This is a genomic window from Rodentibacter ratti, from assembly GCF_002000485.1.
Lineage (GTDB): Bacteria > Pseudomonadota > Gammaproteobacteria > Enterobacterales > Pasteurellaceae > Rodentibacter > Rodentibacter ratti.
In genome coordinates, this window is sequence record NZ_MLAJ01000004.1 from 1 (window position 1) to 26979 (window position 26979).

Annotated in this window: 25 protein-coding genes; 9 read left to right on the forward strand and 16 right to left on the reverse strand. The window is 41.5% G+C overall.

Annotated features, from left to right (window positions below; all coding sequences use genetic code 11):
• Positions 1 to 60 precede the first annotated feature (60 nt).
• The 5 genes from BKG94_RS04270 to BKG94_RS04290 are packed head-to-tail and all read right to left on the reverse strand — an operon-like array spanning position 61 to position 3723.
• A complete protein-coding gene (locus BKG94_RS04270) occupies positions 61 to 876 on the reverse strand; it encodes a shikimate 5-dehydrogenase (protein WP_077434561.1) in 816 nt (271 codons plus the stop codon).
• Between the two features lie 7 nt (positions 877 to 883).
• Positions 884 to 1681, reverse strand: coding sequence for a serine O-acetyltransferase (cysE, locus tag BKG94_RS04275; protein ID WP_077434563.1), 798 nt, complete (start codon positions 1679 to 1681; stop codon positions 884 to 886).
• A gap of 9 nt (positions 1682 to 1690) precedes the next feature.
• Positions 1691 to 2698, reverse strand: a complete 1008-nt coding sequence (gene gpsA, locus BKG94_RS04280; RefSeq protein WP_077434565.1) for an NAD(P)H-dependent glycerol-3-phosphate dehydrogenase — start codon at positions 2696 to 2698, stop codon at positions 1691 to 1693.
• A 53-nt stretch (positions 2699 to 2751) separates the two neighbouring features.
• On the reverse strand, positions 2752 to 3264 hold the full coding sequence (gene secB, locus BKG94_RS04285) for a protein-export chaperone SecB (RefSeq protein ID WP_077434567.1): 513 nt from the start codon (positions 3262 to 3264) through the stop codon (positions 2752 to 2754).
• 12 nt (positions 3265 to 3276) lie between these two features.
• Complete coding sequence (locus BKG94_RS04290) at positions 3277 to 3723, reverse strand: rhodanese-like domain-containing protein (RefSeq protein WP_077434569.1); 447 nt, start codon at positions 3721 to 3723, stop codon at positions 3277 to 3279.
• 232 nt (positions 3724 to 3955) lie between these two features.
• Here BKG94_RS04290 and ansB point away from each other — a divergent pair, with 232 nt between their 5' ends.
• The 3 genes from ansB to BKG94_RS04305 all read left to right on the forward strand — a co-directional run bounded on the left by ansB (position 3956) and on the right by BKG94_RS04305 (position 7235).
• Positions 3956 to 5005 carry an L-asparaginase 2 gene (gene ansB, locus BKG94_RS04295; RefSeq protein ID WP_077434571.1) on the forward strand — a complete coding sequence of 350 codons (1050 nt, stop codon included), beginning with the start codon at positions 3956 to 3958 and terminating at the stop codon, positions 5003 to 5005.
• Between the two features lie 159 nt (positions 5006 to 5164).
• A complete protein-coding gene (locus tag BKG94_RS04300; protein WP_077434573.1) occupies positions 5165 to 6487 on the forward strand; it encodes an anaerobic C4-dicarboxylate transporter in 1323 nt (440 codons plus the stop codon).
• Between the two features lie 112 nt (positions 6488 to 6599).
• Positions 6600 to 7235: a hypothetical protein gene (locus BKG94_RS04305; RefSeq protein ID WP_077434575.1), complete on the forward strand. Its 636-nt coding sequence runs from the start codon at positions 6600 to 6602 to the stop codon at positions 7233 to 7235.
• Between the two features lie 63 nt (positions 7236 to 7298).
• On the opposite strand, the gene ilvA is transcribed toward BKG94_RS04305, so the two are convergent.
• From ilvA to BKG94_RS04340, 7 genes are all read right to left on the reverse strand, one after another.
• On the reverse strand, positions 7299 to 8840 hold the full coding sequence (gene ilvA / locus BKG94_RS04310; RefSeq protein ID WP_077434577.1) for a threonine ammonia-lyase, biosynthetic: 1542 nt from the start codon (positions 8838 to 8840) through the stop codon (positions 7299 to 7301).
• 9 nt (positions 8841 to 8849) lie between these two features.
• Complete coding sequence (locus BKG94_RS04315; RefSeq protein WP_077434579.1) at positions 8850 to 9344, reverse strand: GNAT family N-acetyltransferase; 495 nt, start codon at positions 9342 to 9344, stop codon at positions 8850 to 8852.
• A 68-nt stretch (positions 9345 to 9412) separates the two neighbouring features.
• The gene (gene ilvD, locus BKG94_RS04320) at positions 9413 to 11251 is read right to left on the reverse strand and encodes a dihydroxy-acid dehydratase (RefSeq protein WP_077434581.1); all 1839 of its coding nucleotides are present in this window, start codon (positions 11249 to 11251) and stop codon (positions 9413 to 9415) included.
• Positions 11252 to 11268: 17 nt separating this feature from the next.
• A complete protein-coding gene (locus tag BKG94_RS04325; RefSeq protein ID WP_158074638.1) occupies positions 11269 to 12096 on the reverse strand; it encodes a DUF2971 domain-containing protein in 828 nt (275 codons plus the stop codon).
• A 5-nt stretch (positions 12097 to 12101) separates the two neighbouring features.
• Positions 12102 to 12320, reverse strand: coding sequence for an acetolactate synthase 2 small subunit (ilvM, locus tag BKG94_RS04330; protein WP_077434585.1), 219 nt, complete (start codon positions 12318 to 12320; stop codon positions 12102 to 12104).
• A gap of 1 nt (position 12321) precedes the next feature.
• Positions 12322 to 13977, reverse strand: coding sequence for an acetolactate synthase 2 catalytic subunit (gene ilvG, locus BKG94_RS04335; RefSeq protein ID WP_077434587.1), 1656 nt, complete (start codon positions 13975 to 13977; stop codon positions 12322 to 12324).
• A gap of 149 nt (positions 13978 to 14126) precedes the next feature.
• Positions 14127 to 14762 (reverse strand): tellurite resistance TerB family protein, encoded by a 636-nt coding sequence (locus BKG94_RS04340; protein WP_077434589.1) that lies wholly within the window; start codon positions 14760 to 14762, stop codon positions 14127 to 14129.
• 157 nt (positions 14763 to 14919) lie between these two features.
• On the opposite strand from BKG94_RS04340, the gene BKG94_RS04345 reads away from it, so the two are divergent.
• The 3 genes from BKG94_RS04345 (at position 14920) to BKG94_RS04355 (ending at position 17099) form a co-directional block, all read left to right on the forward strand.
• On the forward strand, positions 14920 to 16434 hold the full coding sequence (locus tag BKG94_RS04345; protein ID WP_077434591.1) for a sodium-dependent transporter: 1515 nt from the start codon (positions 14920 to 14922) through the stop codon (positions 16432 to 16434).
• Position 16435: 1 nt separating this feature from the next.
• Entirely contained in the window at positions 16436 to 16531 is a 96-nt protein-coding gene (locus tag BKG94_RS04350; RefSeq protein ID WP_077434593.1) for a methionine/alanine import family NSS transporter small subunit, read from the forward strand.
• Between the two features lie 133 nt (positions 16532 to 16664).
• Positions 16665 to 17099, forward strand: a complete 435-nt coding sequence (locus BKG94_RS04355; protein WP_077434595.1) for a hypothetical protein — start codon at positions 16665 to 16667, stop codon at positions 17097 to 17099.
• 68 nt (positions 17100 to 17167) lie between these two features.
• Here the strand turns inward: BKG94_RS04355 and cpdB are convergent, their stop codons facing one another.
• The 4 genes from cpdB to pepE all read right to left on the reverse strand — a co-directional run bounded on the left by cpdB (position 17168) and on the right by pepE (position 22630).
• On the reverse strand, positions 17168 to 19141 hold the full coding sequence (gene cpdB, locus BKG94_RS04360) for a 2',3'-cyclic-nucleotide 2'-phosphodiesterase (RefSeq protein WP_077434597.1): 1974 nt from the start codon (positions 19139 to 19141) through the stop codon (positions 17168 to 17170).
• Between the two features lie 125 nt (positions 19142 to 19266).
• Positions 19267 to 20535, reverse strand: coding sequence for a M20 family metallo-hydrolase (locus BKG94_RS04365; RefSeq protein ID WP_077434599.1), 1269 nt, complete (start codon positions 20533 to 20535; stop codon positions 19267 to 19269).
• Positions 20536 to 20612: 77 nt separating this feature from the next.
• Positions 20613 to 21908, reverse strand: a complete 1296-nt coding sequence (gene dcuC, locus BKG94_RS04370) for a C4-dicarboxylate transporter DcuC (protein ID WP_077434601.1) — start codon at positions 21906 to 21908, stop codon at positions 20613 to 20615.
• Between the two features lie 17 nt (positions 21909 to 21925).
• Positions 21926 to 22630, reverse strand: coding sequence for a dipeptidase PepE (gene pepE, locus BKG94_RS04375; protein WP_077434603.1), 705 nt, complete (start codon positions 22628 to 22630; stop codon positions 21926 to 21928).
• A 257-nt stretch (positions 22631 to 22887) separates the two neighbouring features.
• Here pepE and speFL point away from each other — a divergent pair, with 257 nt between their 5' ends.
• The 3 genes from speFL to potE all read left to right on the forward strand — a co-directional run bounded on the left by speFL (position 22888) and on the right by potE (position 26832).
• Positions 22888 to 23058 carry a leader peptide SpeFL gene (gene speFL, locus BKG94_RS10085; RefSeq protein ID WP_143531098.1) on the forward strand — a complete coding sequence of 57 codons (171 nt, stop codon included), beginning with the start codon at positions 22888 to 22890 and terminating at the stop codon, positions 23056 to 23058.
• 231 nt (positions 23059 to 23289) lie between these two features.
• Entirely contained in the window at positions 23290 to 25452 is a 2163-nt protein-coding gene (gene speF, locus BKG94_RS04385) for an ornithine decarboxylase SpeF (RefSeq protein WP_077434605.1), read from the forward strand.
• Positions 25453 to 25512: 60 nt separating this feature from the next.
• On the forward strand, positions 25513 to 26832 hold the full coding sequence (potE, locus tag BKG94_RS04390) for a putrescine-ornithine antiporter (protein ID WP_077434607.1): 1320 nt from the start codon (positions 25513 to 25515) through the stop codon (positions 26830 to 26832).
• Positions 26833 to 26979: the final 147 nt, after the last annotated feature.

Consider the following 26979-nt stretch of genomic DNA (forward strand, 5'->3'; position numbering starts at 1 on the left):
GTTAAAAATAAAAAAGGCGTTTTTGGAGGTTCAAAAACGCCTTTATTTTTCACCGCACTTTTAACTATTCGCTCTCGCAAAGGCTGCCGCCTCATCAATCAATTCATCACTTGGGCGTTGGTGGGTGTAGAGTTCAAATTGTTCCACCGCCTGTAAAACAATCACCTCGGCACCGGAAATGGTTTGTTTTCCTTTACTTTCTGCATAGCGGATAAATGGCGTTTCTGCAGGAATCGCTACCACATCAAAAGCCACATTTGCCGTATCAATCATGGTTTCCGGAAAGGCGAGGTCAGATTCTTCTTTTCCCCCTTTCATACCGATTGGGGTGACATTGACTAAAATCTCAGCCTGTTGATTTTCCAAACTATTGATGTAGTCATAGCCATAAAGTGCGGCCAAATATTGACCTGTTTTTTCATTTCTGGCGTACACTTTTAAATCATTAAAGCCGCTGTTTTTAAATGCAGCAACAACCGCTTTTGCCATTCCGCCACTCCCCTGCACGATGACCCGTGCATTTTTATCTAATTGATATTTCTCAATTAATTTTACAATCGCAATATAATCGGTGTTATAAGCACGCAAAAAGCCATTATCATTGACAATCGTATTCACCGATTCAATGGCTTGGGCGGAAGGGTGAATTTCATCTAAAAACGGCATACAGCTTTCTTTGAATGGCATAGACACAGCACAACCCCGAATACCTAGCGCACGCACACCTTTCACCGCGTGTTCAATATCCTGTGTGGTAAAGGCTTTATAAATAAAGTTAAGCCCAAGTTTTTCATATAAATAATTATGAAATGTGGTGCCAAAATTTCCCGGTCTGCCGGAAAGAGACATACAGAGTTGGGTGTCTTTGTTGATCATTTTTACCTCAAATATTCAAATTCATCCCATCATCAATAAAATACTGGTTCATTTCAAAGGCAGGTTTAGCCGCCTTGTCTTTGCCAATAATTCGGGCGGGAACACCGGCGGCAGTGGCATATTCCGGTACAGGTTGAAGCACCACAGAATTTGCCCCGATTTTGGCGTATTTACCCACCTCGATATTGCCAAGGATTTTTGCACCGGCACCAATCATTACGCCCTCCCTCACTTTCGGATGGCGATCGCCGGACTCTTTCCCCGTTCCGCCTAAGGTCACACCTTGCAAAATAGACACATCATTTTCAATCACCGAGGTTTCCCCCACCACAATGCCTGTGGCGTGGTCGAACATAATGCCATGGCCGATTTTGGCAGCAGGGTGAATATCCACATCAAATGCAACGGAAATTTGGTTTTGTAAATAGAGAGCGAGGGCTTTTCGATCTTGTCGCCATAAATAGTGGGTGATTCGATAACTTTGAATGGCGTGAAACCCTTTTAAATAAAGCAAGGGGGTGGACCACAATTCCACCGCAGGATCCCGTTGGCGCACCGCTTTAATATCACAAGCAGCGTAATCAATAATCGCCGGCTCAGCTAAATAGGCTTCTTCAATAATTTCACGTAAAGAAATCGCCGGCATAATCGGGTTGGCTAATTTATTGGCGAGCAAATAACTTAATGCACTTCCCAGATTTTGGTGCTTTAAAATCGTGGAATGAAAAAAGCTTGCAAGCATGGGTTCGTGCTCTGCCAATGTTTTCGCCTCTTGGCGAATATGTTGCCATACTTCTAATGTCATTTTTCCTCCTTATTCGCCTTTTCGTTCACGCCCAAGCAAACTGCGAGCCACATCTTGTGCATTTTTCCCACAAAAAAGAATTTGGTAAATTTGTTCTGTAATCGGCATTTCTACGCCTTGACGTTGGGCGAGTAAATAAGCCTCTTTTGTATTGTAAAAACCTTCCACGACTTGCCCGATATTGTCCATTGCCATTTGCGCATTCAATCCTTCGCCCAACATCAGCCCGAAACGGCGGTTGCGTGATTGATTGTCGGTACAGGTTAAGACTAGATCGCCTAAACCGGACATACCCATAAAGGTATTAGGATTTGCTCCTAAGGAAGCCCCTAATCGGCTGATTTCTGCAATGCCTCGGGTGATCAATGCGGTGCGTGCGTTGGCACCAAATCCCATCCCATCGGAAATGCCTGCACCAATTGCAATCACATTTTTAATTGCTCCGCCAAGTTGCACACCTATCATATCTGTATTGACATATACACGAAAATGTTTGCTGCAATGAATGCGAGCCTGAAATTCAAGGGCAAATTGTTCGTCGTTGGAGGCAAGGGTAATCGCTGTGGGTAAACCTTGCGCCAGTTCTTTGGCAAAAGTGGGGCCGGAAAGCACGGCAAGGGGATAATTTGTTCCCAGTTGTTCTTCCGCCACGGTTTGTAAAAGCCGCCCGGTATTTCGTTCTAACCCTTTAGTCGCCCAAATAAGACGATGATGAGGCTGTAAGTGCGGTCGGATTTTAGCGAGAATTTCGTTAAAAGCATGACTTGGTACAACGATTAAAATATCTTGTGACCGCTGGAGTGCTTGTGCCAAATCATCTTCTAAATGGAGTTCTTCCGGAAAAACAATATCAGGCAAGAAACGGCGATTTTGACGTTCAAGCCGCATTTGCTCAATATGCGTAGGATTATGCCCCCAAAGATAAGTCGGCGAGCCGTTACGTGAGAACGAAATTGCCAACGCCGTACCATAAGAACCGGCGCCAAGTACGGTAATCGGTGATTGAGGTTGCATCATTTCCTCCCCAAAAAATAAGGGCAAGCCCAAAGCCTGCCCTTTTTTATCAAGAATTAATGTTGAGTTTCTTTCGTTTCTTCAGCTTGAGCATTTTCCGCTTCTTGCTGACGATTCATATATTCAATGAATAACGCGTCAAAGTTCACCGGAGAAAGATTTAATGCCGGGAATGTGCCACGGTTCACTAGGCTTGAAACGAGTTCACGGGCATAAGGGAACAACATATTCGGGCATTGTGAGGTTAAGCAATGTGCCATTTGTACATCTTCTAAACCGCTAATGGTAAACACGCCTGCTTGTTTTACTTCGCAGATAAAAGCGAGATCGCCGGAATCTTCCATGGTGGTTTCAACGGTAATATTCAGGGTGACTTCATATAAATCATCACCTAATTGCAGGGTTTCTGTACTTAAATCAAAACCTAATTTTGGCTTCCATTCTTGATGAAAAATATGAGGAAGATTAGGCGCTTCAAAAGACACATCTTTAACGTAAATACGCTGAATTTGTAATACGGCTTGTGATTCTTCCGCTGCCACTTCGGGTTGTTGGTTTTGTTCAGACATAGTAATTGTTCCTTATTTGTGTTTTTTAACGATAGGTAAATTTGCGCCCATCCAAGCGGAAATTCCTTCTTTTAAGATATAAACGCGAGCAAAGCCTTGTTTCACCAGTAATGCTGCGGATGCCGGAGCCGATACACCATTAACATCCACCAAAACTAATGGTTTTTCTTTGTGTTGTTCAATTTTACCAAGATTGGCATTTTTGATGTCACTTGGAAGTAAATTGATACTATTAATGACATGGCCACGTTGAAATTCATCTAAGGTTCGAAGATCGATGACAACAGCATCGTCATTGTTGATTAAACGAATCGCTTCAGGGTGTGGAATCACTTTAAATTTTTCTGTTGCCGATTTGAAAAAGGTGTAAATCACCATGGCGAAAATCGCAAACCAAGAAACGGTTAATAAAGTATGTTTTTGGGCAAATTGAATTGCATCAGGCAGAAATTCTTGCATTGTTGTCTCAATATTATGTTAGTTAAAATTTGACTGAATAAAATAGAGCTTAAGTATAACCATACTTGTATTATCTTTCAAAAAAATTATCTTAGAAAACCAGACTGGTTAAATTTTGCACAACCAAAAAAGGGAAACATGATCGTGATCATAAATATTGCATATACCTATTTCCTCTACCCCTGATTAAGTAGAAGATACTTGCATTATTACTCTCAGAAGGAAATGTTCGATGAAATTAAAAAAATTAGCGTTACTCACCATGTTGGGGTTCAGTATTTCTATAGTACAAGCAGCAGAATTACCGAACATTACGATCTTAGCTACAGGCGGTACTATTGCCGGTAGCGGCGAAACCGCTGTCTCTTCTGCCTATAAAGCCGGTCAACTCAATGTCGAAGCGTTAATTGACGCCGTGCCTGAAATTAAACAACTCGCCAATATTAAAGGTGAACAAATAGTGAAAATCGGTTCACAAGATATGAGCGATGATGTATGGCTAAAACTTGTTAAAACCATTAACACACAATGTAAAGATACGGATGGTTTTGTGATTACACATGGTACCGATACCATGGAAGAAACCGCCTATTTCTTAGATCTCACTGTAAAGTGTGAAAAACCGGTTGTACTGGTGGGAGCAATGCGTCCTGCCACAGAAAAGAGTGCGGACGGTCCGTTAAATTTATATAACGCCGTCGTGGTTGCTACAGATAAAAAATCTACCGGTCGTGGTGTGCTTGTTGCAATGAATAACGAAGTGCTTGGCGCTCGTGATGTGACAAAAATGAGTACGACTGCGGTGCAAACTTTCCACTCACCAAATTTTGGCTCGCTTGGCTACGTACATAACAGTAAAGTAGATTATGAGCGTTCCCCGGAAAGCAAACACACTATCAACACACCATTCAATGTAGATAATCTGGATAGTCTTCCAAAAGTCGGCATTATTTATGCTTATTCCAATGCACCTGTAGAACCACTGAAATCTTTACTGGATGCGGGTTATGATGGCATTGTTTCCGCCGGTGTAGGAAATGGTAATGTCAATGTGCAAAACTTTGAATTATTGGCAAATGCAGCGAAAAACGGGGTAGCAGTAGTACGTTCTTCTCGTGTACCAACCGGTTATACTACACGCGATGCAGAAGTAGATGATTCCAAATACGGCTTTATCGCTTCCGGTACGTTGAATCCACAAAAAGCCCGTGTGCTGTTGCAATTAGCATTAACCAAAACTAAAGATCCGAAAGAAATTCAACAATTCTTTGAGGACTTTTAATTTGACAAGTAAAAAGTGCGGTGAAAATAACCGCACTTTTCGCCAAAAAGCCCGAGTTTCTTGATATAAACTATAGAATCAGTACCTATTTATTTGCTATATTAGCGAAAGTTTCTATAACAGAATAACGATTTATTTTTAACAACTTAGGGGGACAATATGTCTGCAATGTTCTTATTACAATTTGCCATCGTGCTATTGTGTATCCTTGTGGGAGCACGTGTCGGTGGTATCGGTCTCGGTGTATTTGGTGGTTTAGGCCTTGCTATTCTTTCCTTTGGTTTTGGCTTGAAACCGGCAGGTTTACCCATCGATGTGATGTTTATGATTATGGCTGTGGTGGCCGCCGCTGCCGCAATGCAAGCAGCGGGTGGCTTGGATTATATGATCAAAATCGCTACGAAAATTTTACGTCGTAACCCAAAACACATTACGTTTATCGCACCAGCTGTGACTTGGTTATTCACTTTCTTGGCAGGAACCGGTCATGTGGCTTATTCCGTGTTACCGGTTATCGCAGAAGTGAGTCGTCAAAACGGTATTCGTCCGGAGCGTCCACTCTCAATGGCAGTAATCGCCTCACAATTTGCGATTGTCGCAAGCCCGATTGCGGCGGCAGTGGTTGCAGTAGTGGCTTATCTTGAACCGCAAGGCATTCATCTTGGCGATGTATTAATGGTCACCATTCCGGCAACCCTTTTGGGTATCTTCCTTGCTTGTATTTTTGTCAATAAAATGGGGAAAGAACTCAAAGATGATCCTGAATACCAACGCCGTTTAAAAGATCCGAAATATGCGGACGCTTTTAATTCCACGACGGATGTTAAAGAATTAGAAATTAGTAAAACAGCAAAAATTTCTGTATCTCTATTTTTATTCGGTGCATTACTTGTGGTGTTAATGGGGGCGATTCCTTCTTTACGTCCTGTGTTTGACGGAAAACCGATGGGAATGGCACATACCATTGAAATTATTATGTTATCAATCGGTGCATTAATCGTCTTAACCTGTAAACCTGATGGTACGGAAATCACCAAAGGTTCCGTTTTCCACGCCGGTATGCGTGCGGTGATTGCGATTTTCGGTATTGCATGGCTGGGCGATACGTTGATGCAAGCTCATATGACAGAAGTAAAAGAGATGGTGAAAGGTTTGGTTGAAACCGCACCATGGACATTTGCTCTTGCCTTATTTGTGCTTTCCGTATTAGTAAATAGCCAAGGTGCGACCGTGGCAACCTTATTCCCACTGGGTATTGCCCTTGGTATTCCTGCTCCGGTATTAATCGGGGTATTCGTGGCAGTAAACGGTTATTTCTTCGTACCAAACTACGGTCCAATTATTGCCTCTATTGACTTTGATACCACCGGTACAACTAAAATCGGTAAATACATTTTTAACCATAGCTTTATGCTACCGGGCTTATTAAGTATGGTATTTAGCGTAGTAATTGGTCTATTACTCGCTAATGTTCTTCTTTAAATAGTTTCGGTGGAGAATAAAAACGGTGCGTATTGCACCGTTTTTTATCTTTACGAACTTATCTATAAAATTTTGCTCTAATAGGCATGTTTATTTTTTATAAGGAACATTAATGAAACTTGTTAAAACCCTTTTTATTGCCCTTGTGGCTTATATTCCCAACGCATGGTCAGCCGCAGATTACAATATCAAATACAGCTCTAACTATTTAATGCCAGCTTATGTGCATTTTAAAGCAAATGGCTCACAATATTCGGTGAATGCCAAGATTAATATCCCGCTTTATAACATCGTATTCAATTCACGCGGCACGCAAACTTCAAATCAATTTAACATGGTAAATTATCAAGATAGCCGTAATGGAAAAAGTTACTCAGTTTCTAAAATTTCACCTACGACGATTGAATACGGCAAAATAAAAGACGGCTTAAAAACCGAGCCGCTAAAATTACCGACTTTCGACTTATTCACCATGGCTTTCCAGCTGAGTTACTACGATAAACTACCGAACAGTTTCCAAATTACCAATGGTAAAAAACTCTATCCGATGGAAAATGTGAAGGTGAAGAAAAGTGAAAAACAAATTGAATACAATAAACAAAAAGTGACAGAAATCACCTACACATTCAAAACCGGCAATAAAGATATTATGGTGAAAAAATTTACCGGAGAACAATTCCCTCGCTATATTAAATATTCTCGGGATGGCGATGATTATGAATTGGAATTTAGTGACTTTGTCAAATAAAAAACAAAACAAAAAATAACCGCACTTTAGCGCATAAAGTGCGGTTGTTTTTTTATGTAATTTTTAGCGCAAGAAATAACGATAAGATTTGCTTTCGGTGACATCTTCGTAAACATAATTGAGTTTTTCCAACGCCTCCTCAAACTCGGCCTGTGCGGTTTCTCCTAACTGGAAGCCAGCAAGAATATTGCCGTAGTCTGCGCCATGTGCCCGATAATGGAAAAGGGAGATATTCCAACGATTTTGTAGGGTTTCTAAGAATTTGAGTAACGCCCCTTTTTGTTCCGGAAACTCAAAGGAATATAAACGTTCACTCGGATTTGCGGCACGTCCGCCCATTAAATAGCGTACGTGGGTTTTCGCAATATCATCATCGGACATATCTTCTACATCGAAACCGTTTTGTGTGAGATCTCTGATGATATCTGATTTTTCCGCTTCATCCAAAGTGCGTACCCCCACAAAAATACAGGCACGTTTATCATTGGCATAGCGATAACTAAATTCTGTTACCGCACGATTTCCCAATACTTGAACGAATTTTAAGAAACTCCCCGGTTGTTCCGGCATGGTAACCGCAAGCAAGGCTTCACGATTTTCACCAATTTCACAACGTTCGGATACATAACGTAGCGTGTGAAAATTCAGGTTCGCACCAGATAAAACTGCCGCCATATTTTTGTTTTCGATATGATGTTTTTTCACATATTTTTTCAAACCCGCCAAGCCTAATGCACCGGAAGGTTCGGAAACGGCACGCACATTTTCAAATAAATCTTTCATGGCAGCACAAACTTCATCGCTTTCGACAAGCACCATATCATCAAGATATTGACGGCATAATCGGAAGGTTTCATCACCAATCCGTTTCACTGCCACACCATCTGCAAATAATCCCACATGGGCGAGATCGGTGGGTTCACCTTTTTCAAGAGCAGCATTTAAACAGGCGGAATCTTTGGATTCTACGCCGATCACTTTAATGTCCGGCATAAATTGCTTTAATAAAATTGCCACGCCGGCAGCCAAGCCGCCACCGCCAACTTGCACAAACACATAATCTAAATCCGCCACTTGCTGTAACATTTCCATCGCCAATGTGCCTTGTCCGGCAATCACGAGCGGATGATCAAAAGGCGGAATGAAGGTCATATTTTTTTCTTCGGAAAGGGCAATCGCCTTGGCTTTCGCTTCATCAAAATTGGCACCGTGTAATAATACTTCGCCGCCGAAACCACGCACCGCATCCACTTTAATGCTTGGCGTATTTTGCGGCATCACGATTAAGGCTTTTAAACCGAGTTCTTTTGCGGATAAAGCGACACCTTGCGCATGGTTTCCCGCTGATGCGGCGATCACGCCTGCCATTTTTTGTTCCGGTGAAAGGCTGGAAATCATTGCATAGGCACCACGCAGCTTAAAGCTGTTCACCGGTTGGCGATCTTCCCGTTTAATCCAAATGTTGTTGTGTAGGCGTTCGGACAATTTGCCCATTTTTTGTAACGGCGTGACCGTTGCCGCTTCATAAACACGTGAGCCGAGTTTGACAATCGCATTAATATAATCGTTTTGGCTCGGTTGTGGGTTAGTGAGTAGGTTTTTCATAAGAGTACTTTATAATTCATTCAACTCATCAAGTGTTGAAAATAGCTTTTGATAACAAAACATTTTTTCATTAGAGAATGAATCTGTGATTTGCTCGGGTTCAGTAGATAAAATATAGTCAGTTATTTTTTGAGAAGCCAAGTTATTAATACTAATAACTGATTCAATATATAGGCTTTTAGAATCAGAAGCCCTAAACATATTAGTCAAAAATTCAATTAAAGCTAATTTAGCTATTTCTTTACCGAAACCTTTGTTTTGAAATTTTTGGGGGACGGCATACCCAATTTGAAAGCAAGGAGTTTTATCAATAGGATCAGAGAGAACAAAATTACAAAAAGATTGTATTTCTCCTCTATTTATCTTTACATAAGTAAACCTAGGTATGCCTTCAGGTTTATCAAAACACATATGTAATTCACTATTTTTACAGTTAAGTAAGGTTATTCGATTGTTTGAAAGTTCTTCTTGTAAGGATAACAACGCTCTCATTGGATCTGACATATTAGTCCCCTGTTATGAATAAATCTTCTAGAAATATAACAAAAGGCACGCATTAAAAACGCACGCCATTATTTTAAAAGGGTTTTATCCCGCACCGCACCTTTATCCGCTGAGGTGGCGAAATGCCCGAATACTTTTAAGGCAAAAGAAACTTCACGCTGGCGATTTGCCGGCACCCAGCCTTTTTCATCCTGCTCTGCACGACGGGCTGCGAGTTCTTCATCGCTAATTTGAAGATTTATGGCACGATTTGGAATGTCAATATTGATAATATCGCCATCACGCACTAAGCCGATTGCGCCACCTGATGCCGCTTCCGGTGAAGCATGGCCGATTGAAAGCCCTGATGTACCGCCGGAAAAACGTCCGTCAGTTAATAAGGCACATTTTTTGCCTAATCCCATGGATTTTAAATAGCTGGTCGGATACAACATTTCTTGCATCCCTGGGCCGCCTTTTGGTCCTTCGTAGCGAATGACGACGACGTTGCCTTCTTTCACTTTTCCGCCCAAAATCCCGGCAACGGCATCTTCTTGGCTTTCAAATACAATAGCGGAACCGCTGAATTTCCAAATGGATTCATCCACTCCGGCGGTTTTCACAATACAACCGTCCTCTGCGAGATTACCAAATAGCACCGCCAAGCCCCCTTCTTGTGAGATGGCGTGGGCTTTATCACGAATACAACCGTTTTCACGATCATTATCCACCGTATCCCAACGACAATCTTGTGAGAAAGCTTCTGTGGTGCGAATACCGGCAGGCCCCGCACGGAAGAATTTGTGTAAGTCTTCGTCTTGATTACGAATAATATCGTATTGATCGAGCTGTTCGCCCATGCTCATTCCTAATACGGTATGGGTATTTTTGTGGATTAATCCTGCACGGTCGAGTTCGCCCAATAGGCCCATAATGCCCCCGGCTCGGTGAACATCTTCCATGTGATATTTGTTGGTATTAGGGGCGATTTTACTTAAGCAAGGCACCACACGGGATAGGCGATCAATATCCGCCATTTTGAAATCCACACCGGCTTCTTGTGCAGCAGCTAATAAGTGTAAAACCGTGTTGCTTGAACCGCCCATGGCAATATCCAAACTCATGGCGTTTTCAAAGGCTTCAAAAGTACCGATTGAACGTGGCAACACGCTTTCATCATCTTGTTCGTAGTAGCGTTTGCACAATTCCACAATTTGGCGACCGGCTTTTAAGAAGAGTTCTTTGCGATCGGCGTGAGTGGCAAGCATAGAACCATTGCCCGGCAAACTTAGCCCAAGGGCTTCCGTTAAACAGTTCATCGAGTTGGCTGTGAACATCCCCGAACAAGAACCGCAAGTTGGGCAGGCACTACGCTCAATAGCATCAATGCGCTCATCAGACACTTTTGGATCCGCCGCCTCAATCATCGCATCCACTAAGTCTAAACGAATCAGTTGATCGGAAAGTTTGGTTTTACCTGCCTCCATAGGTCCACCGGAAACAAAAATCGTTGGAATATTTAAGCGCATCGCTGCCATTAACATCCCAGGGGTAATTTTGTCGCAGTTGGAAATACACACCATCGCATCGGCACAATGGGCATTCACCATATATTCCACCGAGTCAGCAATAAGATCCCGTGAAGGCAAGGAATACAACATTCCACCGTGCCCCATGGCAATACCGTCATCCACCGCAATGGTGTTAAATTCTTTTGCCACACCGCCTGCTTTTTCAATTTCTCTTGCAACAAGTTGACCTAAATCTTTTAAATGCACATGCCCCGGTACAAATTGCGTGAAGGAATTGACCACCGCAATAATGGGTTTTCCGAAGTCATTTTCTTTCATTCCTGTGGCACGCCATAAGGCTCGTGCGCCTGCCATATTACGACCTTGTGTACTGGTCGCCGAACGTAGTTTTGGCATAATAATCTCTCCAAGTTTTACGAATCTTTAATAGATTTAAAAGTATTTGCTTCAGTAATTATTGATTTATCTCTAATTTTTAGCATTTCTATCAAAACATCTCTTTTGTAAGGGGCCATTCTTGGATCAAAAGAAATTTCTTCAATAAAATTAGAATCAGTAATTGCATATATGACTGGTGGTAAATCATATTTTGTATTATATGTAAGCTCCATTTGAACATCCGCTGGAATATCTCTCCCCTGATAAATATCATCAACATACTCTGCTAATAAATGGATTGAAGCTAGATCTACCGGATATTCAATAACAACAGATCCTCTAACTTCATTTTCATGCTGATATGAAACATCCTTCAAAAATTTTGTTTCTATATTCATCCCTATAGATAATAAATTTTCTTTTCTACCTCTATCAATGTCATTAAGCAATTCCATCAAGTTCTTGTAATCAGCATTTTGTATACTGTAGTTTTCAACGACAAATTCATCCTTTAGATTTACAGAGTACGGATACTTAAGTTTCTGTAAAACATCTCTTAATTTATTTCTGGTAGTTTTAACTAAAATAGATTCTTTACATGGAGAGTATAACGACCACATAGCAACAGACTCCCTAGTTTTCGTCCAGCAAGTCATGTATTGGGTCTTTCTTATATTTTTATGAAGATCATCAAAAAAATCTTTCATTAAAATAAATAATATTGATTTCTCTAACCCATCATCTTTATCACTTTGCTTAGAATACGATGTTAGTTTTAATTTCTTTCTATTATAAAGCTCATAAAACTCATAAATTGACATTATCCGATATATAGGAAAATCTTCTTGATTCTGCTCATTCATAGACATTATTTAACCTCCACCACATCCGGCAACTTCACCAATTGATTCACCAATAAATTCAAAGTGCGGTCGGATTTTACGGTGATTTTTAACCGCACTTTTCCTTCGATTAATTCCATTTGCATGGCGGTCACCGTGAAACCACGGTGGCGGATGACACGCAGAATACGTTCCAATACTTCAGGACGGTGGTGGGCGATTAATTCAACTTGATATTCATTCATCTTACATTTCCTCCACCATATCCGCATTACACGCCCCCGGTGGCACTAAAGGCCAAACACAATCTTCGGGCGGAATACAGACTTGTAATAAATAGGCAGTGTCGCTTTCGAGCAATCTTGTGAGAGCGGCATCCACCTCATCTGCTCGTTCAATGCGTTCAGCCGGGATATTGAAGGCATTGGCGAGCATGACAAAATCAGGGTTGTCTTCTAAAATTGTTTCAGAGCGACGTTTGTTCCAAAACAAATCTTGCCATTGGCGAACCATACCTAAACGTTGATTATCCAACAGTAAAATTTTCACCGGTAAATTGCCCCGTTTAATGCTGCCCAGCTCTTGAATATTCATCATAAAAGAGCCGTCTCCGGTGACTAAAATCACTTCATCTTGCGGACGGGCTTTTTTCGCCCCTACCGCTGCCGGCAAACCAAATCCCATCGTGCCGAAGCCTGCGGAGGTGAGGTAATTTTCCGGTGCAAAGTGCTGCATATGTTGTGCCGACCACATTTGATGTTGCCCTACATCGGTACAAACAACGGCATTTCTTGGTTTACGATTAGACAAAGTATTGAGCAATGCCCAAGGATCAATCGGGCGATTGCCGGCATTATCCACATAAGTGAAATCTAATTTTGCTTTGAGTTCTCGAATATGCTCACGCCAAGGTTCAATATCAAGCGGTTGTTTTAGCGCATTCAAGGCTTGAATTAAATCCCCTTGTAACGCCACATCCACATGGCGGAGTTTATGAATTTCAGCCCCATCAATATCACAATGAATCACTTTGGCATGGGGGGCGAAGGTATCGAGCTTTCCGGTGACCCGATCGTCAAAGCGTGCGCCACAAACAAGCAATAAATCACATTCTTGCACGGCAAAATTTGCCGCTTTCGTGCCGTGCATCCCAATCATTCCCATATAAACATCATCTTCAGGATGAATGGTGCCTAATCCTTTCAAGGTGGAAACGGAGGGCATATTGGTTTGGGCTAAAAAGTCACGCAATGCCGGTACGGCTTTTGCCATACCTACGCCTCCACCCACATAAAGTACGGGCTTTTTAGCCGCAGATAAAAGTGCTTTCGCCTGCTCAAGATTTTCATTGGAAAGTGCGGTCGGTTTTGTCGGTGTTTTGACATAAGCCTTGATATGTTCCGGCACTTCGCCCACTTGAATATCACGTGGAACATCAATTAATACCGGACCGGGACGACCACTCTGTGCAATTTCAAATGCTTGTGCGAAAACATCGGCCAATTCATCTACACTTTGCACAATAAAACTGTGTTTTGTACAAGCAAGAGAAAGTCCGAGTACATCCGCTTCTTGGAAAGCATCGGTACCGATTAAGGGCGATGCCACTTGGCCTGTAATCGCAATCACGGGAACAGAATCCATCATAGCATCGCCAAGTCCGGTGACTAAGTTCGTGGCACCGGGACCGGAGGTAGCGATGCACACGCCCACTTTGCCCGTGGAACGCGCGTAACCAATGGCTGCCATTGCCGCACCTTGTTCATTGCGACAAAGAAGATGATCAAGACCTGCATCATAAAGAGCATCGTAGGTGGGCATAATCGCGCCACCGGGATAACCGAAAAGTGTGGTGACATGGTGAGCTTTCAAGCACGCCATGATGAGTTGTGCGCCTGTCATAGTGTTTACATCCTACATTTATTGTTGTTTTTTTGACAAGGTTTTCATTGTAGCGAAATTTTGTCGTATTGGTAGGGGCGAAAGACGAAAAAAATAAAAAAGCACAACAAAATAATTTGTCGTGCTTTTCTAAAATAGAAAAAGTGCGGTTAAAAACCGGCTTGTTTTTCCAGTTGTTCAACTAGTGCATCATCTAAACCTAGTGCTTCGGCAAGGTTCGCCAGGAAAATAATCTCTTTACGAGATAAATCTTTGCTCACCAAACGTGCCGCAAGATACACATTTGCCGCCAGTGCAGTATCATTTCCCACTTGGCGTGCGATCTCATTCACACTAATCGGGTTTTGCATTTCCTGTTCAAGCCATTGCGCTAATTCCGCATTATCGCCAATTTCATTGGCAATGGTTTGTTTTTCCTCTTCTGTAATTTCACCGTCTGCCGCCGCTGCCGCAATCATAGTGCGTAAAATCAATGCACTTGCATCTTGTTGCGAAGCAGAATTTAACACATCAAATTCATTGGCTGACATCACCGGCTGCGCCTGTTGAGATTTTTGGTAGTTTTGATACGCCTGATAAGCAAGGTTACCCAATACAGCCAAAGAACCTAATTTGGCTAAACTCGCCCCACCGGAACGCCCTAAAATCATGGATAAAATCCCTGTAATAGCCGCACCGCCACCCACTTTGGTGATGTTATCCAATGTCGGATTACCGGTTTGTAAATTACTCGCTGAGTTTTTAGCGATATTGACGACTTGATTTAAAATTTGATTAAAATCCATAAATTGTTCCTTTTTGTTAGAAAAACCGTTTCATAGACCCATTTTTCACCGAAAAATTCCGTAAAAATGACCGCTCTTTTATCAATTTTATTGACTAGGTGAAAGATTTCATTATAGTTGAATTCTTTCACATTTTTTCAATAGGAACAATTTATTTATGGCGCAATCCACTCCAAAACGCGAGACTTTCTCCGGTCGCAAAGCGTTTATTCTCGCCGCAATTGGCTCGGCTGTCGGTTTAGGCAATATTTGGCGTTTTCCTTATACCACCTATGAAAATGGCGGTGGTGCATTTATTATTCCCTACCTTATCGCACTATTAACTGCAGGGATCCCGCTGTTATTCTTAGATTATGCAATCGGACATCGTCACCGTGGCGGTGCACCTTTGTCCTATCGTCGTTTCAGCCCACATTTTGAAGTGTTCGGCTGGTGGCAAGTGATGGTGAACGTGATTATCGGTTTATATTACGCCGTCGTATTAGGTTGGGCCGCGAGTTATACCTACTTTTCCATCAACAGTGCATGGGGTGACAAACCCATTGATTTCTTCATCGGTGAATTTTTAAAAATGGGTGATATTACTAACGGTGTCAGCTTTGAATTTGTTGGCATGGTCACCGGTCCGTTAATTGCCGTATGGGTCATTGCTTTAGGCGTACTTTCCATGGGTATTCAAAAAGGGATTGCGAAATCTTCGTCCATTCTAATGCCTGTTCTTGTGGTGATGTTTGTCGCTCTAGTAATTTATTCCCTCTTTTTACCGGGTGCAGAAAAAGGGTTAAATGCGCTGTTCACACCGGATTGGTCAAAACTTTCCAGTCCAAGTGTGTGGATTGCGGCTTATGGCCAAATTTTCTTCTCGCTCTCTATCTGTTTCGGGATTATGGTGACTTACGCTTCCTACCTGAAAAAAGAATCCGATCTCACCGGTAGCGGTTTAGTCGTCGGTTTTGCCAATAGTAGTTTTGAAGTATTAGCCGGAATAGGGGTTTTTGCCGCATTAGGTTTCATCGCCGCCGCACAAGGACAAGAAGTCAGCGAAGTGGCAAAAGGCGGGATTGGCTTGGCGTTCTTCGCTTTCCCAACCATTATCAACAAAGCCCCATTTGGTGAAGTGCTTGGCGTGTTGTTCTTCGGTTCACTCACCTTTGCGGCACTCACCTCATTTATCTCAGTGATCGAGGTTATTATTTCCGCTATTCAAGACAAACTACGCATTCGCCGTGCAAAAGTGACTTTTATCGTTGGCGTACCAATGATGTTTGTTTCCGTGATTTTATTCGGCACCACAACCGGCTTACCAATGCTTGATGTTTTCGATAAATTCGTCAACTATTTCGGTATCGTTGCCGTGGCATTTGTTTCTCTCGTTGCCATTGTGGCAAATGAAAAACTCGGCTTATTAGGTGATCACTTAAACGAAACCTCCTCTTTCAAAGTGGGCTTTTTCTGGCGTTTATGTATTGTGCTTACCACCGGTATCCTCGCCTTTATGTTATTTAGTGAAGGGGCAAAAGTCTTCTCTGAAGGTTACGAAGGCTATCCAAGTTGGTTTGTGAATATTTTCGGTTGGGGGATGGCAATTAGCTTGCTCGTGGTTGCGTTTATCCTTTCTCGTTTGAAATGGAAAAACGAAACCCAATTAACCATGGATGCAAAAGGAGAATAAAATGAGTTCTAGCGCAATTATTATGATGATTATTGCCCTTGGCGTGATTTGGGGTGGTTTCCTTTTTGCCCTGATCAGATTACCAAAAGAAAAATAATTCAATTATCGACCGCACTTTCGCAAAAGTGCGGTTTATTTTTCTGCTTCTTTTAGAAACATCACCCAATACAAAATTTTACTTAGAAAATTTGCTATAATTCCTCCATCGCAGTCATCTTCCCAAAAAATCGATGGATATTTTTATTGTTATTATTACGCTAGGTATTCTCTCCATTTTCACCCTCATTCCTTTCATCCGTTTTCTACAAACGAGAAATAACAAGGAATTTGAAGGCGAAAAACTCATTCCTTTTAGCTGTGGGAAAGTGTTTAGCCCAGAGCGTTATTATTTTAATTCAAAAGGGATTTTTATCTTCCGTGCAGGGCAATTAATTCATCATTATCAATTTGAGGATTTGATCGCTTTGGAAAAAATGAGTGTGACAGTCAATAACCGAAAATACTGGTTTATGCGTATTCACACCCCAAACGGGCAACGCCATTATCAATTTATCCCGAAAGACACGATTTTCAATGACAATTTCACCCAGTTTTATCAGTTCTTAAAAACGAACTATCCAACCAAAGTGAAAGGGAAATGGCATAGATGGTTTGCGGGGATTTGAAAACGAAGGGAAATTGACCGCACTTTGCATCAAATTAAAAGGTGGACAAACAACCCACCTTATTTTTATTATTTCGACAAATCAATCTGATACACCGCAAAGCCTACTTCGTCAGTGCCAACTTGTTTGGTTGGATACTGTGATTTTTCTTTGATAAATTGCGCCGCTTGTTCTGTCGGCGAGGTTTCAAAACGCACGTCTAATTTATCGTTGCCTGTGATAGGAACAAAACGCCAGTTTTTGTCCGCACTTGGATTCACCGCACCCTCTTTTTCACTGGTTACTTTGATGTAGTCCGCAAGAATCTGGCGGTTTTCATCTGGTGAGGCATAGACTATATGTTGATCGCCTGTGCCGGGGAATTTATTGCTGTAAGCACGATAATTGTTGGTAGCAATTAAAAATTCCGCTTTTGGATCAACCGGTTTGCCTTGATAAGTCAGGTTTACCACACGGTGTGATTCAGGATTAATGAGTTTACATTCGCCATCATAGCGGGCTGGTTTGGTAATGTCGAATTCATAATGAACGCCATCAATCACATCAAAATTATAAGTGCGGAAACCTTCCCAATTGATCAATGATTGTGGTTTATCACTGGTTGGGTCGATTTGATTAAACATGCCTGCGCTACATTCAAGCCATTCTTTGAGCTGTTCGCCTGTCACTTTCACCACCACAAGCGTATTTGGGTAAAGGTAGAGATCCGCTGCATTACGGAAGGTTAATTCGCCTTTGTTCACTTCAGTATAACCGGTCGGATCGTTTTTACGCCCACCCGCTTTAAATGGCGCACCGGCACTTAAAATCGGCAAGCCCACCATTGCTGCCACACTGGGTGCGACTTTCTCCACATAGGCTTTTTGGGCTTGGTTCACAATTTGAATGGTTGGGTCGTCTTGCACCAACGCTAAATAGCTATACATATTGTCGGTGGCTTTCCCAATTGGCTGAGACACAAATTTTCGGGTTGCTTCGTGAACCGGTTGTAAAAGTGCGGTCACTTCCGGGTCATTTTCTGCGAGGGCTTTTTTGTTCTCAGCATCAAAAATCGGACGAAGCGCCGCACGTCCTTCCGTGACAATCCATTTGCCGTTATGTTCGGTTAAGCCTAAATCCACCACACTGATATTGTTCGCCCAGTATCCTGCCATACTTTCCGGTACCCCTTTTACCGTGCCTTTCACAATATCCGCATTCGGAGATTTGGCGAACTCTTTGTTCGGGAATAAGCGGTGGGAATGGCCAAAAATCACTGCGTCAATGTATGGGACATCCGCTAAATAGAATGCCGAATTTTCCGCCCCTTCTTTATATGGCTCATCCGATGGACCTGTATGCGCCAAAGCAATCACAATATCAGCGCCTTTTTGTTTCATTTCTGGAACATATTTTTGTGCGGTTTTGACAATATCACGAGCTTCCACTTTACCTTGTAAATTGGCTTTATCCCACACCATAATCTGCGGCGGCACAAAGCCGATGTAGCCAATTTTTAACTGATGGGTTTTACCTTGATTGTCCACCACTGCTTTTTCTTGAATGAGATAAGGCGTGAAATAAGGTTCATCACTGCCTGCTTTTACCACATTGGCATTGATAATCGGAAATGCTGCCTGTTTCATCGCATCCGCAAGATAATCTAAGCCATAGTTAAATTCGTGGTTGCCCACCGTACCCACATCATAGTGCATGGCATTCAAACAGGCGATGGCCGGGTTTGGTTTGCCTTCTTTATAACCTTGCGCGGCTTGGTAATCTGCAATCGGATTCCCTTGAATTAAATCACCGTTATCTACTAATACGCTGTTTTTTGCCTCATTGCGGGCTTGACGAATTAAACTTGCCGCACGGGTAAAACCGAATTTATCCGTCGGTGCATCTTTGTAGTAATCAAAATCCGTTAAAAAGCTGTGAATATCTGTGGTTGCTACAATGCGTAAATCAACATCAGGTTTACCTTTTGCTATCGTGAAACGGCTCGCGCTTAGTGCAAGAATACTGGTTGCACTGATTTGGATGAAATGTCGTCTATTTATCATAAAAATGTCCTCATTGGAGAGATAAAAATTAATGGTATTTTACGTGTTTTTGAAAAAAAGTGCGGTCGATTTTGAGAATATTTTTGAAAAGAAAGGCGGTATAAACCGCCTTAGAAAATAGGGTATTACCCCAATAGACGTTGTAATAATCCGCTATAAATATTTACGCCTGTTATTAATTGACTTTCATCGAAATCAAATTCGGCTTCGTGGTGACCGGCAGTGCGATCAGCGCCAAGAATAAAATAAATGGCTTTTCCACCGTGATCTTGCACACGTCTGCCTAATACCGTGGCATCTTCACTGGCATTGAAGGCGTAATCATCAATACTATGAATTTGAGGTTGCTGCAAAGCAATTTCTTCGACTAATTTCACCAATTCCTCGTCATTGTTCATATCAACCGCTTCGCCTACGATTTCTGTTTCATAAGCCACATTGAAACCGATAGAAATCCCTTTAGCAATTTGCATCACTTGCTCGGTCATATAATCATTGATTTTTTTATTTTCACCACGAACTTCAAGTTGTAATTCCGCTTCCGTGGCGATCACATTACGACCTTCCCCTGCTTTCAATACACCCACGTTAATACGGCTCATGCCTTCACCATGACGGGCAATGCCGTGTAATTGAGTCACTGCGTGTGCAGCAGCAAGCAGAGCGTTGCAGCCTAAATGAGGGGCAGCACCGGCATGTGCCGGTTTACCATGATAGCGAATATCAATTTTGCTTGTAGAAAGAAAGTTTCTCGGATTAGCAATAACCGTGCCGGAATTGGCACAAAAACTGATATGGGAACTGGCAAAATAATCCGCATCATCAAGCACCCCACTGGCGGCAATGGCAGCGGCACCACGGGTTCCTTCCTCTGCCGGTTGGAAAACAATTTTTACTTTACCGGTAAGTTTATCGCGGTTTTGTGCAATCCATAGTGCAGTTCCCAATCCAATCGTAATATGTCCATCATGCCCGCAAGAATGCATAAAGCCATCATTAACCGAAGCAAAACCCTCTTTATTTGGGATATGGTTAGGATCGTTCGTTTCTTTAACATTCACACAGTCAATATCAAAACGTAGCGCCACGGTTTTACCCGGTTTACCGGAATCAAACACAGCAACACAGCCGGTATAGCCACTCATTTTATCAAGCCATTTTTCATTCATACCATAGGCTTTTGCTTTTACCAAACCGTTATCTACCACCGCTTGTTTACGGCCTCGTACGAAATCAGGGTTAATTATTTGCTCGCCCATTAAAATTTCAAAACAACCAAGGCTTTCTAAATAATCCGCAATACGTGCTGTTGTCCAAAATTCGCTCCAACCGGTTTCAGGAAAGCGATGAAATTCACGGCGCCAATGGATGAGTTGAGATAAATCTAAGTTCATTTTTTTCTCCTTTGTTTCTTTAAAAAACTTAATGAAAAAACACCGCACTTTGCATACTGTACGGTGTTTTTCGAATATTACAGCATAAATAATGCCAAGAATAAGACGGCAAGCACCATTCCCGGTGCGGTACGTTTCACCATTTCAACCGGACTCACCATAGCAAGACCGGCACAAACGATGGTAACACCGGCAATAGGGGAAGCTGTACGGCCTAATGCACCGGCAATAGCGGCACCCATTCCAAGATTCACATGGGTATATCCCAGATCTACTGCATGCGGTGTAACAGCACTATTAAAGGCAATGGCGGCGGCATCGCCCGAGCCGGTAATTAATCCCATTAAAAATGGCCCGATAGTCGCTCCCCAACGTACAAATTCGTTGGATTCTTTTAAGAAAGCGATAGCCGCATCAACGGCACCGGTTGATTTTAATCCTGCAACAAATACGCCTGCTGCAATAATAATACCCAGTACGTTAGCGTAAGAATTGCCCATACCATTAAAAAATTCCTCAGTAATTTTCACCGGGGAAATGCGGGTAACAATGATGCTGTAAATTGCACCAATCAGCATCGCTTGCGGAACACCCATTTTTGTCCATTCAAGACCCGCTGTTTGTTGTAAGGATGTGCCACCGATGACCAAAATAATTAATGGCAATAATGGCGCAATGGCATAGAGTACATTCACCCCTTGTTCCGTTTTGGTTTCGGTTTCTTTTTGTTCGGCAAGATAGGCTTTACGATGTTCTTCACCGTAATCTTTAAAAACGAGGGCTAAAATCGTCAAAACAACCGCCCCAATCGCTCCCGCAATCATATTGTAAGGGGCGTGAGAAAGGTTCACCTGGGTGATGGTTAAACCTGACATTTCGCTGATCATTGCGGAATGGGAAGACCCCGGACTCATCATTGAGCCAAAGGTTCCGGCTAGAATAGCAGCTCCCGCAGTGGCGGGGCGCACACCCGCACTTTTTAACACTGGGATTAATGTTGCCCCCACTGCGGCGGCACAACCGGCAGCAGAAGGAATCGCGATATTAATAAAGAAAGTAATAATGGTGGCAATCGGAATTAAGAAAAATTTTAATCCGCTTAACGGTTTCGTCAGTAAATGCACCAAATGTGTATCACATTTCGTGTATTTCATCACATAGGCAAAACCCATACTGGAACAGATCGCCATAATCAATCCACCGGATGTCATACTCTTTGCAAAGGCATCGAGTGCGCCCATTGGGTTTAACGTGACAATTGACATCAGTAAACCGACACCGATTAATACGGTTCTTGTTTCCGCTTTTTTGATCAAAAAGTAAATGGTGGCCAAAATACCGATAATTGCCACCAGAGATTTAAACATTTCCATACAATGTTCCTTTTAGGTTAATAAGAAAAACTATAATTTACAGCAAAAGTTTCACATTGCATACCTTCACTGAAACGTAAAATAGGATTTTCACCCAGCACTGTCGCTTGTTTTCCTTGAATATGTAATGCTGAGCCTTCCGGTAATGCATAGACAAGTGCGGTCGGATTGACGAGTAAAAATTCAGCTAAACGTTCTTCGCGACTCTCGCCATTGTGACCTTGCATTTTGCCGGAAATAAAGTGAGGATTAATTTGATGAGGAAATAATTGCAATGCAGAAAAAGAAGGGGGATAAGTAATTGGCATATCATTGGTGGTCATAATAGAACTTCCCGCCACATTTGCCCCAGCGCTCCAGCCAAAATACGGCGTCCCGCTATTTACTTTTTCCCGAATGGCTTCAATCAAATTATGTTCATAAAGCTGTTTCAATAAACAAAATGTATTGCCACCACCAATTGCAATCACATCTGTCTGCTCAATAATGTCGCGATGTTGTTTGCCACGGTGGACAGAAATAATTTCCATCTCCACATCCGATAATGCCTCTTGCACGGTTTTCTCATATTCATCGAAAGTCCGGCGTACTCCCGCATAAGGGACAAAAGCAATTTTTTTACCACGATAATCCGCTAAAAATTGCTGCAACCAAGGGACGGTATGCTCTAAATATCCCGTATCCTTGTATTTTGAACTACTTAGCAGTAACATTGTTTTCATATTTATCTTGTCTCATTATGATGAATAATCATTGGCATTATACTTATAGAAAAATAAAATAAACATAAAATTTTATTTATATAAAACATTAGAATAAATATGACCATGGTTAAATAAATGTTATAAAAAAATTAAAAATAAAATTTATTTTGACGATGATCACATTTTTAAACATTTATTATTGCTTCCACGTTTAGGAAGGAGCAGAATGACAATCAAAATAGGTCTGTTGAATTGTATAGACAAAGGAGGACTCTATGCAAGTATATACAAAACTTTTACGCCTTTTGAGCCTTAACCCAATAAAAGGACGTTCTTTAATGGCACATATTCGTAGAACGAGACATATTATGATGCCATCACATCGTTCTTGTTTTTCCTATTCTGTTTTTGCATCTCAAAATAAACCAGCTCATTTAGCTCTCTAATAGTGCTATTCACTATTCAGAGAGATCTTAGCTTTAAAAAAATAAACATGACTAAATAAAGTCGCTGTTTATCATTTAAAGCCATCACCCCATTTTAAATAAATAAGAATCTATCGCTAATTATTCATTAATCTAGTGATAATCACCCTTATTATTTAAAAAATAAAGCATACATTATTTTTATAATGTAAAGAGTCTTTTTATCTCAAAAATATAAACAAGGAGTTTATTATGCTTAAATTAAAAATCGCATATAGCCCGGCAGTTACTCAATATTTCTTAACCCAAAGAGATATGGTAGAAATCAAACAAACTGATTTTACTGATGTTGCTGCTATCGTGTTAAGTTCCTCTGATGTAGATCAATTTATTGATTCCATCAAAGAAACTGAATTTAATATTCCTGTTTTTGTTGTGCAAACAGCCGAGCAACCACTTTCACCTAAATTTTATGATTCTGTTTACCATATCCAGGATCTCAACGGCTATGATATCCAGCTTTATAGTCGTCAAATTGAAACTGCAGCCACACTTTATGAAGAAAAAATGCTTCCTCCATTCTTCAAAATGCTTAGCGAATATGTAGAAATGGGGAATATTGCCTTTGACTGTCCGGGACATCAAGGCGGTCAATATTACCGTAAACATCCGGCAGGCCGTTTCCTTTATGATTTCTATGGAGAGAACATTTTCCGTTCGGACATTTGTAATGCCGATGTAAAACTAGGTGATTTACTTATTCATGAAGGCGCAGCTTGCGATGCACAAAAACACGCAGCACAAGTGTTTAACGCCGACAAAACTTATTTCGTATTAAACGGTACATCCTCTGCCAATAAAGTGGCATTAAATGCTATTCTCGCTCCGGGTGATCTTGTTTTATTCGACCGAAACAACCATAAATCCAACCATCATGGTGCGTTAGTTCAAGCAGGTGCAACCCCTATTTATCTTGAAACTGCACGTAATCCATTCGGATTTATTGGCGGGATTGATAGTCACTGCTTTGAGGAAAGCTACTTAAGAGGCTTAATTAAAGAAGTCGCGCCGGAAAGTGCGGATAAACAACGTCCGTTCCGTTTAGCCGTTATTCAATTAGGTACTTACGATGGTACTATCTATAACGCACGTCAAGTAGTAGATAAAATTGGTCATCTTTGTGACTACATTTTATTTGACTCCGCTTGGGTAGGTTATGAACAATTTATTCCAATGATGAAAGATTGCTCTCCTCTCTTGTTAGAACTTAATGAAAACGATCCCGGCATTATCGTGACACAATCTGTTCATAAACAACAAGCAGGTTTCTCACAAGCCTCCCAAATCCACAAAAAAGACAAACATATCAAAGGTCAAAGTCGTTATGTTAACCATAAACGCTTTAATAATGCCTTTATGTTGCACGCTTCTACCAGCCCATTCTACCCATTATTCGCAACACTTGATGTGAATGCCAAAATTCAAGGTAGCGCAGCCGGTCGCCGTTTATGGCATGATTGTGTAAAAGTAGGGATTGAAGCACGTAAACTAGTCTTAAATAACTGTGAGCTTATTCGTCCATTTATCCCAACTACGATAAAAGGCAAAAAATGGCAGGATTACGATACTGAAGAAATCGTCACAAATCTTGAGTTCTTCAAATTCCATCCAACCGATACATGGCATAAATTTGAAGGTTATGAAGATGAACAATACTTCGTCGATCCTTGCAAATTCTTGCTCACTACACCGGGTATTAGCCTAGAAAGCGGTGAATATGAATCTTTCGGTATTCCGGCGACTATCCTAGCAAACTACTTGCGTGAAAACGGTATTATTCCGGAAAAATGCGATTTGAACTCCATCCTATTTTTGTTAACGCCTGCTGAAACCTTAACAAAAATGCAAACCTTAGTCGCCCAAATCGCATTGTTTGAAAAACATATCAAACAAGATTCGTTATTACAAGATGTATTACCAACCGTTTACAAAAATAATGAGGAACGTTACAGAGGTTATACCATTCGCCAATTATGCCAAGAAATGCATGACCTCTACGTCAGTCGCAATGTAAAACAATTACAAAAAGACTTATTCCGTAAAGCGACCTTGCCTGAATATGCAATGAACCCTCACGATGCCAATATTGAGTTAATTCGCAACAATGTGGAATTAATTTCACTAACCGACATTGTGGGCAGAATTGCAGCAGAAGGTGCGCTTCCTTATCCTCCGGGTGTTTTATGTGTCGTACCGGGAGAAAGATGGAGTACAACCGCCCAACAATATTTCTTAGCGCTAGAAGAAGGAATTAATACCTTACCGGGCTTTGCACCGGAAATCCAAGGGGTTTATCTACAAAAAGATCCTGACGGACGGACTCGTGCATATGGTTATGTATTAAATGAACATTAATCGCTAAAAAAGTGCGGTCATTTTTCAATAAGAATATTGACCGCACTTGAGGAATAAATTATGAGTACAAAAAGTAATAAAATTGGTGTGGTGCAACTTACAATCCTCACTATGGTAAACATGATGGGCTCCGGTATTATCATGCTACCAACAAAACTCGCAGAAATTGGAACCATTTCTATCATATCTTGGTTAGTTACTGCTGTCGGCTCTACTGCTCTTGCTTACGCATTCGCACAATGCGGGATGTTCAGTAAAAAATCCGGTGGTATGGGTGGCTATGCCGAATATTCTTTCGGTAAAGCAGGTAATTTCATGGCAAATTACACCTATGGCGTCTCTTTAGTGATCGCCAACACAGCGATTGCCATTTCTGCGGTAGGCTACGGTTCTGAACTATTAGGCACAACGCTTTCACCGTTATCCATTGCATTATGGACAATTTTTACATTGTGGCTTGCCACTGTCCTTAACTTTGGCGGTGCAAGAATTACAGGGAATATTAGTTCATTCACTATTTGGGGAGTGATCATTCCTGTTGTTGGTCTTTGTATCGTGGGTTGGTACTGGTTCGATGGTTCACTCTATATTAGCTCTTGGAACCCTCACAATGTCCCAACTTTTGAAGCAATTGGTGTCTCTATTTCTATGACTTTATGGGCGTTCTTAGGTTTAGAATCTGCTTGTGCAAACGCCGATGCCGTTGAAAATCCGGAGAAAAACGTACCTATCGCCGTATTAGGCGGAACAATCGGTGCAGCGGTAATCTATATTGTCTCAACCAACGTGATTGCCGGTATCGTACCAAATATGGACTTAGCACAATCTACCGCACCATTCGGGTTAGCATTTGCTCATATGTTCAATGAAACCGTCGGTAAAGTCATCATGGGATTAATGGTTATGTCTTGTTTCGGTTCTTTATTAGGCTGGCAATTCACCATTGCACAAGTATTTAAATCTTCCGCAGAAGAAGGATACTTCCCGGCATTCTTCAAAAAAGTCACAAGCAAAGATGCGCCAATTATCGGTATGGTAACCATTACAGCAATTCAAACCCTATTATCTTTATTAACCATCAGTCCATCATTAAATAAACAATTTAATGTATTGGTTGATTTAGCCGTGGTAACCAATGTCATTCCATACTTGCTTTCCATGGCTGCATTAGCTGTTCTGTTAAAAGCGGAAAATGTTCCGACACGAAAATATAAAACAACCGTGTTTGTGGCATTCATCGGCTCGTTGTACAGCATATATGCCCTTTACGCAGCAGGTGAGCAAGCCATGCTATATGGTTCAATCGCGACCTTTATCGGTTGGACATTATACGGCTTTGTCTCTTATAAATTTGATCTTCGTCGGTCAGTTAAAGAATAAAATTTTCTTACTCCATTTGCCCACGTTAGCGTGGGCTTTTTTACATTCTATTTAATATCAACCACACTTTATCTTGTTCTCAAAATTTGAGGCAATTTATTATCTATTTGTAGGTTTCTTATTGTAGTAGAGAATATAATCACATAG

Excerpts from the sequence above, each read along its gene's own strand:
- BKG94_RS04315 (WP_077434579.1), bottom strand. The coding sequence starts at position 9,344 with ATGTCAGATCCAATGAGAGCGTTGTTATCCTTACAAGAAGAACTTTCA.
- BKG94_RS04290 (WP_077434569.1), bottom strand. The coding sequence starts at position 3,723 with ATGCAAGAATTTCTGCCTGATGCAATTCAATTTGCCCAAAAACATACT.
- speFL (WP_143531098.1), top strand. The coding sequence starts at position 22,888 with ATGCAAGTATATACAAAACTTTTACGCCTTTTGAGCCTTAACCCAATA.
- BKG94_RS04340 (WP_077434589.1), bottom strand. The coding sequence starts at position 14,762 with ATGGATTTTAATCAAATTTTAAATCAAGTCGTCAATATCGCTAAAAAC.
- cysE (WP_077434563.1), bottom strand. The coding sequence starts at position 1,681 with ATGACATTAGAAGTATGGCAACATATTCGCCAAGAGGCGAAAACATTG.
- gpsA (WP_077434565.1), bottom strand. The coding sequence starts at position 2,698 with ATGATGCAACCTCAATCACCGATTACCGTACTTGGCGCCGGTTCTTAT.
- ansB (WP_077434571.1), top strand. The coding sequence starts at position 3,956 with ATGAAATTAAAAAAATTAGCGTTACTCACCATGTTGGGGTTCAGTATT.
- BKG94_RS04300 (WP_077434573.1), top strand. The coding sequence starts at position 5,165 with ATGTCTGCAATGTTCTTATTACAATTTGCCATCGTGCTATTGTGTATC.
- BKG94_RS04270 (WP_077434561.1), bottom strand. The coding sequence starts at position 876 with ATGATCAACAAAGACACCCAACTCTGTATGTCTCTTTCCGGCAGACCG.
- secB (WP_077434567.1), bottom strand. The coding sequence starts at position 3,264 with ATGTCTGAACAAAACCAACAACCCGAAGTGGCAGCGGAAGAATCACAA.
- potE (WP_077434607.1), top strand. The coding sequence starts at position 25,513 with ATGAGTACAAAAAGTAATAAAATTGGTGTGGTGCAACTTACAATCCTC.
- speF (WP_077434605.1), top strand. The coding sequence starts at position 23,290 with ATGCTTAAATTAAAAATCGCATATAGCCCGGCAGTTACTCAATATTTC.
- cpdB (WP_077434597.1), bottom strand. The coding sequence starts at position 19,141 with ATGATAAATAGACGACATTTCATCCAAATCAGTGCAACCAGTATTCTT.
- BKG94_RS04350 (WP_077434593.1), top strand. The coding sequence starts at position 16,436 with ATGAGTTCTAGCGCAATTATTATGATGATTATTGCCCTTGGCGTGATT.
- ilvM (WP_077434585.1), bottom strand. The coding sequence starts at position 12,320 with ATGAATGAATATCAAGTTGAATTAATCGCCCACCACCGTCCTGAAGTA.
- ilvD (WP_077434581.1), bottom strand. The coding sequence starts at position 11,251 with ATGCCAAAACTACGTTCGGCGACCAGTACACAAGGTCGTAATATGGCA.
- BKG94_RS04325 (WP_158074638.1), bottom strand. The coding sequence starts at position 12,096 with ATGAATGAGCAGAATCAAGAAGATTTTCCTATATATCGGATAATGTCA.
- BKG94_RS04355 (WP_077434595.1), top strand. The coding sequence starts at position 16,665 with ATGGATATTTTTATTGTTATTATTACGCTAGGTATTCTCTCCATTTTC.
- dcuC (WP_077434601.1), bottom strand. The coding sequence starts at position 21,908 with ATGGAAATGTTTAAATCTCTGGTGGCAATTATCGGTATTTTGGCCACC.
- BKG94_RS04365 (WP_077434599.1), bottom strand. The coding sequence starts at position 20,535 with ATGAACTTAGATTTATCTCAACTCATCCATTGGCGCCGTGAATTTCAT.
- pepE (WP_077434603.1), bottom strand. The coding sequence starts at position 22,630 with ATGAAAACAATGTTACTGCTAAGTAGTTCAAAATACAAGGATACGGGA.
- BKG94_RS04345 (WP_077434591.1), top strand. The coding sequence starts at position 14,920 with ATGGCGCAATCCACTCCAAAACGCGAGACTTTCTCCGGTCGCAAAGCG.
- BKG94_RS04305 (WP_077434575.1), top strand. The coding sequence starts at position 6,600 with ATGAAACTTGTTAAAACCCTTTTTATTGCCCTTGTGGCTTATATTCCC.
- ilvG (WP_077434587.1), bottom strand. The coding sequence starts at position 13,977 with ATGACAGGCGCACAACTCATCATGGCGTGCTTGAAAGCTCACCATGTC.
- ilvA (WP_077434577.1), bottom strand. The coding sequence starts at position 8,840 with ATGAAAAACCTACTCACTAACCCACAACCGAGCCAAAACGATTATATT.